At 35.5% G+C, this 13,143-nt stretch carries 12 protein-coding genes; 2 read left to right on the top strand and 10 right to left on the bottom strand.

The window, feature by feature from the left end; all coding sequences use genetic code 11:
- Nucleotides 1-217: 217 nt before the first annotated feature.
- The 3 genes from ACPYKA_RS12860 to ACPYKA_RS12850 form a co-directional block, all read right to left on the bottom strand.
- The gene (locus ACPYKA_RS12860) at nt 218-694 is read right to left on the bottom strand and encodes an SDR family NAD(P)-dependent oxidoreductase (RefSeq protein WP_479542664.1); all 477 of its coding nucleotides are present in this window, start codon (nt 692-694) and stop codon (nt 218-220) included.
- A gap of 509 nt (nt 695-1,203) precedes the next feature.
- Nucleotides 1,204-2,907: a hydantoinase B/oxoprolinase family protein gene (locus tag ACPYKA_RS12855; RefSeq protein WP_479542663.1), complete on the bottom strand. Its 1,704-nt coding sequence runs from the start codon at nt 2,905-2,907 to the stop codon at nt 1,204-1,206.
- The gene (locus ACPYKA_RS12850) at nt 2,891-4,969 is read right to left on the bottom strand and encodes a hydantoinase/oxoprolinase family protein (protein WP_479542662.1); all 2,079 of its coding nucleotides are present in this window, start codon (nt 4,967-4,969) and stop codon (nt 2,891-2,893) included. Before ACPYKA_RS12850 ends, ACPYKA_RS12855 begins: the two co-directional genes overlap by 17 nt.
- 362 nt (nt 4,970-5,331) lie before the next feature.
- Between ACPYKA_RS12850 and ACPYKA_RS12845 the strand changes: the two genes are divergently transcribed.
- Complete coding sequence (locus ACPYKA_RS12845) at nt 5,332-6,120, top strand: IclR family transcriptional regulator (protein ID WP_479542661.1); 789 nt, start codon at nt 5,332-5,334, stop codon at nt 6,118-6,120.
- A 393-nt stretch (nt 6,121-6,513) separates the two neighbouring features.
- Here ACPYKA_RS12845 and ACPYKA_RS12840 read toward each other — a convergent pair whose 3' ends face one another.
- Nucleotides 6,514-7,641 (bottom strand): DnaD domain-containing protein, encoded by a 1,128-nt coding sequence (locus ACPYKA_RS12840; RefSeq protein WP_479542660.1) that lies wholly within the window; start codon nt 7,639-7,641, stop codon nt 6,514-6,516.
- A 227-nt stretch (nt 7,642-7,868) separates the two neighbouring features.
- Nucleotides 7,869-8,312 (bottom strand): sigma factor, encoded by a 444-nt coding sequence (locus tag ACPYKA_RS12835; protein WP_479542659.1) that lies wholly within the window; start codon nt 8,310-8,312, stop codon nt 7,869-7,871.
- A 263-nt stretch (nt 8,313-8,575) separates the two neighbouring features.
- Here ACPYKA_RS12835 and ACPYKA_RS12830 point away from each other — a divergent pair, with 263 nt between their 5' ends.
- Entirely contained in the window at nt 8,576-9,079 is a 504-nt protein-coding gene (locus ACPYKA_RS12830; protein ID WP_479542658.1) for a competence protein ComK, read from the top strand.
- Between the two features lie 288 nt (nt 9,080-9,367).
- On the opposite strand, the gene ACPYKA_RS12825 is transcribed toward ACPYKA_RS12830, so the two are convergent.
- From ACPYKA_RS12825 to ACPYKA_RS12805, 5 genes are all read right to left on the bottom strand, one after another.
- Complete coding sequence (locus ACPYKA_RS12825) at nt 9,368-10,084, bottom strand: hypothetical protein (protein ID WP_479542657.1); 717 nt, start codon at nt 10,082-10,084, stop codon at nt 9,368-9,370.
- 3 nt (nt 10,085-10,087) lie between these two features.
- A complete protein-coding gene (locus tag ACPYKA_RS12820; protein WP_479542656.1) occupies nt 10,088-10,570 on the bottom strand; it encodes a hypothetical protein in 483 nt (160 codons plus the stop codon).
- A gap of 13 nt (nt 10,571-10,583) precedes the next feature.
- Nucleotides 10,584-11,186: a hypothetical protein gene (locus ACPYKA_RS12815; RefSeq protein ID WP_479542655.1), complete on the bottom strand. Its 603-nt coding sequence runs from the start codon at nt 11,184-11,186 to the stop codon at nt 10,584-10,586.
- 832 nt (nt 11,187-12,018) lie between these two features.
- On the bottom strand, nt 12,019-12,777 hold the full coding sequence (locus ACPYKA_RS12810; RefSeq protein WP_479542654.1) for a hypothetical protein: 759 nt from the start codon (nt 12,775-12,777) through the stop codon (nt 12,019-12,021).
- A 76-nt stretch (nt 12,778-12,853) separates the two neighbouring features.
- Nucleotides 12,854-13,143, bottom strand: a 290-nt coding sequence (locus ACPYKA_RS12805) for a hypothetical protein (protein WP_479542653.1), incomplete at its 5' end; no start/stop codon positions are given.

The raw sequence follows: 13,143 nt of genomic DNA, 5'->3' as shown, positions 1-13,143 counted from the left end.
AGAAGGAAGAGTTAGCGCATAATCAAGCTGCATAATTGCACAAATTGACATAAGTGCACGGCTTTACTTGGAGAGGTGCGTGTGGTAGGCTTTTGCCTGGCGAAATGTGTTTTACTAACCTTTCGTCTTTCGCAAATCACCACACGCACAGAGGCTCCATGTCAAGCCTTCACATATATATTCAAATAAGCTTCAAAGCACACTAAGAAAAATTAACTTAAATGTGTCCTAAATATTGACGTAGATCCACAGATCCAATTAAAGCAAAGATAGAAGAGATATTAATTATCGAACCACCTCCGCTTTCAATAAGCTTTGGCAGTAACTGGTGCATACTTAGATATACACTTTTTAAATTAGTATTTAATATAGCTTCCCACCTTGTTGGAGTCGTTTCTAATACTCCTTCTACACCACTAATACCAGCATTATTTACTAATATATTTATTTCACCAAATGTAGCATCTAGTTTGTTAGCTACTTTCTTCCATTCATTTTCTTCCGATACATCAATAGCTAGAGTTTCAATTTGTCTTTTCTTGTCTGAACACTTTTCCTTTAATTCACTTAATTTTTTTTCATCTAAATCAATAAGTAATATCTTAGAACCCTCCTCCAGAAATTTCTCAGTTATTTTAGAGCCTATTCCACCTGTAGCGCCGGTTATAACTGCAACCTTATTCAATAATCTCATACTGGTTTCCTCCGTTAACTTAATTCGATAAAATATTTATATAAGAACTGTATTTATACTTCTAGGATTCACCTAGTTTATCCTAATAACTATTATTTCTACTTTATATCCCCACAAAAATCTGCTATTTTAATAGGTGTTCAGACTAATTGAATTTTGGGTTAAATTACATTATCCCTCGTTTTGCGAACTCTATGAAATAATGATCGATTAGTGTCACCTTTTTAAATATCCTTTTCCTTAATTATCACATAACCAAGCATTCTTGTTGTGATAGCCGAAGGAGATTCAAGAAAGAACACACCTTATGATAAATGAACCTTTTTACACTTTTTACATAGAGACAATACTATCATTTACATATTTTGATTTTTTCCGTCTTATCTCCTTCAACCTCTAATCCCTTTTGAACCAAAAACCAAGTTTAACTTTGAAAATGAATTAGCATGGGAGCTATATCATTAAAATTATCTTCTCTAAATCAATAAATGTTACCCAATCCATTTATATTAGTTAATAGTTTCCGAATCTATAAGATATACGTTTTTAAGTGTTTCGCTTGATATATAACCATCTTTCCAATCTTTGATGACAGCCTCTCTATCTCTTTCCAACGGGTTTCCAAATCCTCCAGAGCCTGCCGTCTTTATAGAGATTGTGTCTCCCTTACTCAATTTCTTGGCAGTTACTTTTCCAATTACACGTTCGACTTCCCCTGTATCTTTGATTATATACTTCTCTACTGGCTTTCCATCTTTTCCACCTTGAAAACCTCTGGGATTACTTGTTTCTCCATCATTACGAATAGTTACCGTAAGTTCATCAGTGAGAGTTTTAATCTCTCTTTCAACTCCAAGACCTCCTCGGTATTTCCCTGCTCCACCTGAATCCTGAAATAATTCATAACGTTGAAACTCCAAAGGATATTCTAGCTCTGCCGCTTCAACAGGAACATTCATACAATTACCTACATACACATCAATCCCGCTTATCCCATCTTTCATTGGTCTTGCACCCATTCCTCCACCATTCAATTCGTAGTATACAAAATACTCATCACTATCTGGGTGATTTCCACCAATTGCTATCGTGGTTGCATGGGCATGACTAGAAGCTGGTATCTGGTCAGGAAGAATCTTAGTACAAGCTTGGAAGCAAATATCACTCAACCTCATAATAGTATGATATCTACCACTTACTGGTGCTGGGAATTTCGGGTTTAATATGGTTCCTTTTTTTAATTTTATATCAATAGGTTCAAACACCCCTTCATTCTGAGGTATGTTCGGATCTGTTATACAACGAGTAATGTAGTAGGCTACAGACCAAACGGTTTCTTTCGTTACATTAAAAGGTCCTTTCGCTTGTTCTGCAACATTTGTGAAATCAAATGTAATTTGGTCTCCTTTAACCTCAATATTTACCGACAAAGGAATTTTTTTACCTATCTCCACACCATCATCGTCTAAATGCCCTTCTGCATAATATACACCATCTGGCAGCTCTTCTATCTTAGCTCGGATACGCTTTTCTGAATAAGCTATCCATTCATCCATAATTTTTATTACGGTTTTATTACCATACTTTTCAAATAAACTTTTTAACCTACTAGCTCCAATTTTATTTGAAGAAATTTGGGAAAGTAAATCCCCAATTGTATAATGAGGCATCCTTACATTTGAACGAATAATTTCTGTAATTGCTTTATTTTCTTTTCCTTGTTCATATAATTTTAGTGGTGGTAAAAGAAGCCCTTCCTGAAAAAGTTCGATCGCATTAGTTGGAGAACTTCCAGCAACACTTCCTCCCACATCGGCATGGTGGCACATCGTACCAGAAAACGCTACCAACTCACCCCTCGAAAATACAGGAGCGAATAACAATATATCCGGAGTATGCGATGCTCCCATATAAGGATGATTAATTATAATCATGTCACCTTCATCTATATTTTCTACAGAATAATGATTTTCTAAGATTCCTTTTAAAGTCTTTCCCATGGAACCTAGATGTGTGGGAATATTATCCGATTGAGCTACTAAATCCCCATAGACATTAAATATCGCAGTTGAATAATCCATTGCTTCTCGAACTATACTTGAATATGCTGTCCGCTGTAACGTAACGCTCATTTCTTCAGCAATTGACTTCAATGTATGCCCAACAACTTCCATCTTTATTGGATCAATCTTATCTTTAACTGCCATTGACATTTACATCTCCTCCCACTTTAATAATTAAATTACCAAATTTATCTAATTCAGCTTGATCACCATCTTCTAACATGATTGTGGTATTTACACCATTTATTACCGCAGGGCCATTAACTTTATTATTTGCAAGAAATTTTCTGATGTCATATACAGGGATACTTTCAAACCTTTTGCTATTATTCAAGAAGACTTCACGATCTCCTTCATAAGCTCTTTCAGGAGGTGTTTCGTTACCCTCGGGATATTCTTCTAATTCAATTTTCGAGGTCATGCCTATTGCTGTCATACGATAGTTTACAACCTCTACTAGTCCTGTTTTCTCAGAATGACCATACTGTCGTTCATATTCTTTATAAAATCTATTCTTTATAACATCAATATCTCTATCCTCTAGATCAGACTTATGAATGTCTACAGCAACCTCGAAGGCTTGTCCTTTATACCTCAAATCTGCTTTAAATAAATACAGGCGTTTATCTTCTGGTACCTTCTCTTCTATGAGCAATTCTTCGCCTTGTTCTTGTAGTTGCTCTATTGCTTTATTAATGGTGGAAACCGAAAATGAATCATCTAATTTCGTCAATCTGGTTAATGCAAAATCATGTCTAATATCAGCTGTTAAAAAACCGAATGCTGACATTTCAGATGATACTTTCGGAATAACGATAGTTGGGATATTTAAAGATTTGGCAATTTCACTCGCATGAAGCGGAGATGCTCCCCCAAATGAAAATAAGCTAAAATCCTTTGGGTCAAATCCTTTTCTCACGGTAACAAGCCTTACTGCCTCAGCCATGTGATGATTTGCAATTTCCAAGACACCAATAGCTGCCTCTTCTAATGTCTTCCCTGTAGTTTTCATAATTGAAGAGAACGACCTTTTAGATGCTTCTACATCCAATTCCATTTCTCCATTATGGAAAGACTTGGGATCCAATCTACCTAATACAAGATTAGCATCAGTTATTGTAGGCTGTTTTCCACCTTTGCCATAACAAGCAGGTCCAGGGACTGCACCAGCACTTTTAGGCCCAACTTTTAGTAAACCACCTTCATCTATCCACCCTATACTTCCTCCTCCAGCACCGACCGTCTCCATATCAATCATAGGAACTTTTAGAGGATAACCTTTGAAAACACTTTCCATTGTCGTTTTCGGCTTTTGATTTAAAATCATGGAAACATCTGTACTTGTTCCTCCCATATCAAGCGTGATAATATTTCGAATACCAATTTTATTTGCAAGGTAACTCGATCCAGTAACCCCACCAGCAGGTCCAGACAATAAAGTTTCTACAGCACGACTACTTGCTGTGTTTAGCGTCATTGTACCACCACTAGATTTTACAATATAAGGAGTTTTTACTTTCCTTTCCGTTAATTTATCATCCAAGTTATGGAAATAGTTTTTGGTGTTGGGCTTTAAGTAAGCGTTAACAATCGTTGTAATAGTTCTTTCATACTCTCTGAATTCTGGTGATATCGCATGAGATAAAGAGACTTGACACTCTGGGTAATGCTCTCTTATAATCTCTTCTGTTTTCTTTTCATGCTCTGGATTTGTATAAGAATGTAAATATACTACAGCTACTGATTTTATATTTGCTTTCTTAATTTGCTTAATTGCATTGATCACAGAACTCTCAGCGAGTTCAGTAATTACTTTGCCCTTTGCGCTAATTCTCTCTTTAATTCCATATCTAAATCTTCTTTCTACTAACGACGGCTCCCTGTCTTGAAGTAAATCATATAACTTTTGCCGCTTTTGCCTGCCAATCTCAACGACATCCCTAAATCCTTCTGTAGTCAATAAAGCCACTTGTGAGCCATTTCTTTCAAGAAATGCATTTGTCGCATAGGTTGTACCATGCACAAAGTAATCAATCTCTTCTGGTTTCACATTGGTTTCTGACAATATTTTATTAATTCCGTTTAGCACCCCATCTGAAGGATCTCCTAAAGATGATGGTGTTTTTGTGTAACTTATTGAGCCAGATTTTTCGTTTAATAAAACTACATCTGTAAATGTTCCACCGACATCTATCGCAAGTTTGCTCCTCATAAGTATAACCCCCTAATATTATTTCACTATTGAAATTAAGTTTCTTTATTGATACAATTGATATTAAATCATATGAATTATCTTGTCAACGGGAATTATTAGTTTATTCTGACCGAAACACTATTTATCTTGTGCTTTGGAGAATATAAATAGCATGCCAGTTACTTATAAAGGTAATTGAAGTTAGCTTGTAACCATAGGTTTTGTTTGGTTAAAGAACTACTTTTTATCTAACTATTAATAGTTCCGCCATAAGCAATTTAAATTTTGTTTTATTTATATTAATTTATATTAACATTTATTTTCATATATAATTTTATTTACTGGTATTTATATAAAATGTTTTAAGGGAGGAATTAGAGATGAAGAAGAATACAAACTTTATCCCCTCTGTCAATTCTTCATTGAGGGTGCTGGAGTTTCTTACAACTGAATATGCAAAATCTAGTACATTATCTGAAATAAGTAATGCACTTTCTATCAATAAAAGCACTTGTTTACGTATTTTAAAAACGTTACAACGAAAAGAGTTTGTACACTTTGATGAACAGACTAAACAATATAAATTGGGATCTTATTTAATTGCACTTGGAGCTAGGGCGAGAGAGGTGAATAATTATATTGACACTGTTATTTCATTTTTGCCTTCAATTTGTAACAGTATAGACCAAACCGTAGTCTTAGCTAAGCAAATCGACCCATTCAATATGGCATATATTGCCAAAGAGGAATCTACAAAGCAAATTCGACTAACCGTCTCAACAGGAGAAAGTTTTCCAATAATTGGTGGAGCAGTTGGTAAAGTATATATGGCCCATTTGGAAGATTCTAGTATACATAATATAATTAAGCATTATAGTACAGACGGAAAGTTACCTAAATATACACCAAACAGCATTACTGACCCTCATCAATTTATTGATGATCTTAAAAAAATAAAAGAATCTGGAATTGCAGAAACAGATTCAGAGCATACAGAAAGTATTTACGCAATTGCATGTCCAATTTTCAATTCAGAAAATAAAGTAATTCTTTCTATTGGAGCATTTATACCAAATTTTGTAACAAATGATCTAGATTTATTAAAAATTAGAAGAACGATAAAAGAAAATACAAGAATTATTAGTAATGAGATTTCAAGATATGTATGATTCCTGTAAAATACTACTGATTTCCAAAAACGTCCTAGTTCACGAAATAAGGTGTTTGAGGAAGAAGAAAAGTCCTATCTTCTACTCCTTCCTCCAACACGATTCAAGTTTGATCCCTGGAGAAGTAGAAGCCCGCATTGCAAGATATTTCATTCACATGTATCTACCTGCTGAAATAACGTGGGAAGTGGAAGACAAACTCTTACCTCCATGTATCTGGCTGGATGATATAGAATTAGACCATGATGAACTCGTTCGCTGGGCTCTTGAGATTATTTATTAATAGAGAACTAGACGGAAAAGAGTTTAATGTTTATGGCAAACTAATAATATTAATACCTACACTATTGTAAATTATTTACAGCTTAACTTGATGACATTGCCCTTCCTATCCTAAACTCCAATCCCCAACCTCCTCATCACCTCTTCCACCCGCTCCGGCGTCGCTTCCTCATCTCGCTTCTCACTCTCACGCTCCTTCCGCTTCCGCATCTCTCCTTCCAACCACTCCGGCACAATATCCCGACTCCCCACACGCTTCTGCCTTCGCCCATTCTCAAAAGCCACTCGCTCCGCCTCCACCTGACCCAACGTCCGAATCCCCTTCTTATCCCACGCCTTCAAAATACTCTTCACATAAGCCCAAGATAAAATATTCCGTTCCAATGCCCGCTTCATCGCTTCGATCACTAATTCTTCCCCCAAGTCTTGAGTCCAGTCCAGTAAAGACTCCGCGACAAACGGACTGACCAGGCCAAAGTTTTCTTGATAAAACAGAATCGCATCTGGTTCCTCCGCCAACTCGTTCATTTCTTGGTCTGCAAATACACCCCGCATAGCTGCTGCAGATGCACTTGTATTATTTTGTTTTGTATTTGTTTTGTTTATGTATTGTTTAATTAAAGAGGCCGGAACTTGGTCCGAATGGTGGGTCGGAGGTTGGTTCATATGTTGGTCCACAAGTTGGTCTGGAACAAAGGTCAATCGTGCGTTCCCTTGCTGGGGCAAGGAGTACGCAATCGCCTGTTCCGAAGACTCGGTCAATTGTTCGCCGCTAGCCTGCTCTACTTGAATTGGCCCTTCCGCATTTTTCTCCTCCAATCGATCACCCGCGAAACTATGCATACCCGCTTGCTTCACTTCTTCTGTGACCGGCATCTGCGTCTTGCTAAACTGCTCTTCTCTACCCCGGAAATCCGTTTCAAGGTTCGAGGAAACCTTATCATCCTGTTCCATCTCCATGATTAAACTGTGCATTGTATAAATAGGTGCTCTTCCTCTGCCCCGTGATTCCACCTCGATGTACTTTAATTCCTCAAGCTCTGTACGTGCCCGCTTGAAACTGCTCTCTGTCAGGCCCGCCTTATTACGAAGTACGGACCCTGGGGCAGTAAATGTATTTTTCCATCTCGTTTTATTGTTCATATGCATGAGCGCATGCCACAACGCGACCGCTGCTCCGGATAATGGCTCTCGTTCCTGGTGATCATAAAATGCATTAATTTCTTTTATGTAATTCATCTTTATCTATTCCTTTCTGATTTTCCTCAAGTTATCGTAAAAAATACATCAAGCATCCCAGCTGAACCTTCATTTTTTCAGCTGGGATTATTTATAGGGACATCCCTTTATTTCGAAGTCTGCCTTTCACCCAACGCTCGCAACTTCTTCCTTGCTCCCTTCCCCCAACTCTTCACCGCTTCCACGGAAACCCCTTTCTTTTCCACAATTTCCTTCAGCGGCATATCCTAAATAATATAGTAATACACCCAATCCCACTGTTTCGCAGTAAGCTCAGACTTCACGTCTTGCCACAACTCACGCTCTTCCAGCTCACTCCCCGGCGTTTTTTCCGTCCTATTTTTGAGTTCCATCGTTGCATCGCTGATTCGCTGCTTCTCCGTTTTTACAATGGAATCTTTCTTCTCTTGTTCGCGGATGTCTTTACGGAGCATGTCGACGAGTCGATTGCGGATGTTGTAGTTGAAGTAGGTGCCAAGGGGTCCTTTGTTGGGATTGTACTTCTGATGGGCTGTCCATAAGGCGACGAGCCTTTCCGAGTAAAAATCTTGATGCGGATCACGAATACCTAAGCGGTGGATGTGGTAATGGATCCTTCGCTCATTTTGTTTGAAAACTTCCTCAAAACTCATCTCGTAAACTCTCTTTCCTTCTGTTTTCTCTTTTTTCATTGTAATTCGCTCCTTTCTGAATCCTATCAGCTGAAATGTTATTTTTATTCCTTTCTTCCAGTGATACGTTCATCATAAGGCATCATAGATAAAATTACTTTTTCCTTATTTCTCGAAAGGCGCTGCAAAATTGAATCTTCATCGGACAAACTTGCAAAATGACAGGGATAAAAAGTGTCATAATCCAATTTTGGATGGTTTTTCCAAAGTTAGCCTACAATTATATTTGTAAAATAAAACGATTATATTGGAGGCTAATTACAATGAACAATAAGTTTGAAGTTTTAGAAGACTATTTGATTAACCCGAGGACCTTTATACTTTTACCTGCAAGGCATATCGAGTACGAGACGATTGTAATCGAGCAAGATAAGCAATTCCTCGTCAAAAAAACAGGGCTTGAGCTGATGGAACGTGCATGTTCAAAATACGGTGCTAAATTCGATGGTAGAAGGAAATCGGTGATGGAGCAGACTGGTTATAAACGAAAAGTTCCCATCCCGGTGAGCATTTATTTTGGTATTTATGCATTTCCTACTCATGCGATCAAGGATCAGGATTGTATCTGGATTTTTGAGAAACATGTGCATCATGTGAAGCGTATTCCGGATGCGAAACAAGGGGATAAAGAAAAATCAGTGGTTGTGTTTCGGATTGGGCTTGAAGTTGAATTGGAAGTTTCGCAGCATACGCTAGAGAAGCAGTTGGAGCGGGCCGGGATTTGTAGGTATGTGTTTACGTATAGGATTGAGCAGGAGATTGTGTAAGTAGGGTGTATAAAAAAAAGACAACATCGGTAATCTGTTAGGATTGTCGGTGTTGTCTTTTTGGGATTAAACGTCAATATCTAAAATAGTTAGAAGGTATTTGCGTTTCATTAGTTATGGACGGGGTACATGCCCCACAAAATGAATAATAACTCCGCCACTTTAGCTTTAGAACATTAACATAGAGAGGAGAACAAACCTCAATTTTTCGAACACGCACTGGGTAAGTCTTTATATCTTGATACTCCAACTGAGCCATCACTAAATTGAACTAGTATTCAGGGGAGTCTATTTTTTTCCATCAATTATTTCCTCGGCATTTACAAAATCCATGTTTATATAACCCCAATTTTTCTGGAGATTATGTAACTCTCTAGAATAATCCAAGTTATAACAAGCAAAATAAATATTTGGCTCTGAATAATGCCTTGCAAGATAGCCGAAAGCACTATCAAGATAGTTTATTTTATTTTTATGACTTCTTTTCGCCTTATCAAAAGGTAAGCTGTGTGGGATAATATTTGCGATATTTGCTTTACATTCTATAAATTCAATTGGACAACATTCACCCTGGTAAAAGACAAAGTCACATTTAATGTCAGAATCACCGATAATCGTATTTCCATCCCTTATTATTGGTTCTATATATACCTGTTCTTGATGGAGACCCTTAGTAACTGGGCCAAAATGATATACAATATTTTCCAACACCTCTCCACGAACCTTACTAAATTTATCGAGGTTTAATTGATAAATTGATTTCATCAAGAATTTTAATTGTTCAATTGTTTTGGTGTCTACTAACAAAGTAAGTCGTGGCGAGTGTAATACTCTATCAATATAGCTAAATATCTCAATTCTTAATTGCTCATCATTTTGTTTATAATCAGAAAATATACGAGATAAATATTTAAATATAGCCGGCTTCGCTTGAACTCTTTTGACTATTTCGACTACTAGTTGATCCTGTGATAATCCTTTTGTACTGCTTATACTTATCGCCATAACTTATTGCGGAGGTAAATTTTTGTAAGTTGGGATAACAAGGGCTGGATAACCCATTCTAGTAGTCATGGAACTAATAGTCTCTCTTACATATGGCCAAGCATTTATTGGTACATTTTTATTAACGAAGATATCAATTTCTTCATCAAACTCTATCAATAAATCCTCAGTATTCTCCATATCTAACACATAACTTAATAAAAGCGAAAAGTCTATTTTAAATAATATATCTTCGTTTTTAATATCTTCCATTTTAGTTGTTTCGTTTTCTTCCTTAACATAGTTGAAAGCTATAACCCCAAACTCGGCTTCTACTTGAAGTTCTATTCCATCCAATTCAAACTTTACGAGATTATTTTTTAAAGCTATATCTAAGCTATTTCTTTTTTCAGCTGGAAAATCCTTATTTTGACTACAATCTAAGGAGAGTAGTTCAATTTTGTTTAGTTCAATAGATTCAATTAGTTGTCTATACTTATCTGACATCTACACAAACTCCTTATGCAATATATTTTTCATTAGGATCATAAGTCTGTTCAATGATATACCAATTATTATTATTTACCACTTTTTCACTTGTTATATTTTCAGTTGAAGGAAGAGTATTTAGTTCAAGATCTGTCTTCAGATAATTAGGTACATCTCGCAGATGATTATAAATGATTTCAATACGCTCTATTGTTAGTTCTTTTGTCACTATTTCCTTCGTTGTTTCAAATTGATAGTCGATAATTTTTTCCAGTAATATAAACGTTTCCTCGTTAATTTCTTTTTTCTTTATTTCATTGGACAGTGTATTCAACAAAGGAATTCCATTTTTTAAAGTTTGTTCATATTCTGAGGCAATATCATGGAGGAGCCCAAGTTCATATAAATAGTCTTCAATATATTCGCGTTTCTTAAGATGGTCAGCAAAAAAACTCAACATTTTCAGCAAACTATCAGCGATTAAGTCACCTATTAAATCAAGCTTACTCTGTAGAACCGAATTATAACTAGTAATATGCTTTATTTCTTTTTTATTTAAAAATATTTGGGCGTAGCTTAAAGAACGATGTTTTTGAAGGTTAATATCATACATTATTACAACTCCCTTCTCCATACCAAAGTACCTCCCATGTTATCATTTTTATTAGATAAAGTAAAAACTTATATTAGTGTTAACTAAAATTATGAAGGAGATACTTTAAATATGCATTTCTTTTCAATTTTATCCTAGGTGCTGGTACTGTTATTACAATAATTGTACCCATTTTAAATACATGTGTAAACACAGTTTGTTGCTAAATGCGGGTATTGGATCTACAACAAACTGGATATCAATCAGTGGCCAACAAATTAAGATTTAAATCATTTTCAACATGAAACACCTAATAAGCTCAAAGCAAAATAATCAAGAGATTCTATAAGTACTATTTTTCTTTTTCCAGGGTTCATTCATGCATTTTCACTGTCTTTCCTCAACATATATTAAAGAATTCTGAGACTACATCCTTGTTAATTGCCCAATCACACATCTCCTAAAACGTCGTTAAGAAATCCTCATATCACCCACAATCCCTTGCCGCTCCATTTCTATCAAATCTATAATTTCTATTAGTTCGCCTACTGCATCATCAATAGTATATACATCATCTTCCATCAAACTACAGGATATTTTAATGAGTTCTCTTTCGATTTCTACTAGGGCAAGTTTGCGATACAGGTTTCTTGCAAGGTCTTCTTTTAGTACTACTTTTCATACGCGAGCTACACATGAAACTGTAATCATACAGAGCCTTTTGACTTAACTCTACAGCAATAAAAAAATTACTTTTAATCATAATAATGTAATCACCTCTTACAATCGATATACCAACAATAAGAGGTGTTAAAAAAGTAATTTACATTTTTTACTTCTTAGTTTTATGATATTGGGTCTAACCCCAATATCCTTAACTAAATGCCTGTCCATTGTCTTTATTAAACAATTTATCGTTTAATCTCAAATAAGGTTCGTCATTTTCTGAGTTAAATTTGTAAGTTACATATTTAAGATCCACTAAACGTTTTAATATTCTGATACTAGTGAATTTGGGTGAATTGTATCTTTTTGCGATTATTTCTATAAGTTTGTCGGAGCTAATCTGATCATTTGGCTTGTATACCTGTCTGAGATAGTTAATAGTTCCCCACAATATTGAATTTATATCCATACTCTCTCTTAACAATTGAGGGTTGGCTTTAATATGCTCAAAATAAAGTGCTTCGTTAGCCTTTCCATAAAGTTCTTCTAAATCTTCTTGCTTAACAATCTCTTTTTGCTTAAGACCTTGAATCTCATCGACAAGCCCTTTTTGCCATTCTTCCGATGCTGACACCGCTTCAATCATCTGTTCTTTCATTCCTTGTAGTTCATGCATCTTTACTGTTAATTCTTCTATTAGAGAACTAGAACTTACATTTGATTCTTGCAATTTATCAGCAGTTTCTTTTAAATCAATCATTGACTCTCTTTGCCCAGCTACATCCAATAAAGACAATACGATTGCTATTACCGATAAAATCAATGATGATACAGTTGAAGCAGTTCCTACCATTCTACTTGCATTTTCTGTTCCTCCAAACGCTATAACAAGAAAAAATGAAAGTACAATTACAAAGATAATAATAATATAAACTAAATGACTAACGCCAATTTGACCTTTTTTCATGAAATTTCCCCTTCATCCACAGTATTCGAGAAACCGAATTAATTCATCAAAGTAAGTTAGATATTATTAGAATACTTTAAAGTAATTTTTCTTTTAATTCCTCACTATATTTTTCAACTTCCTTTTCTATATCACAAATTATTTTTTTATGTACTTTTAATCTAACATCAAAGTCAATTTCATCTATGTTTTGGTAATCCGGAAGTAATGCTTCTTTTATATCCTTATATTCTCGATTTTGGTCATCTAATAATTTATACAGCTCTGTTGGAAGAAAATTATTTACATCATACTTAACTTTGTTCCACACCTCTGATTCTAGCGAATTGGTATATTTATAATAAGCCTCCCTATTGGTATCTAAAA

The organism is Pseudogracilibacillus amylolyticus (SeqCode) (assembly GCF_051918545.1).
GTDB lineage: Bacteria > Bacillota > Bacilli > Bacillales > Amphibacillaceae > Pseudogracilibacillus.
This window is presented reverse-complemented; position numbering and strand designations above follow the sequence as displayed.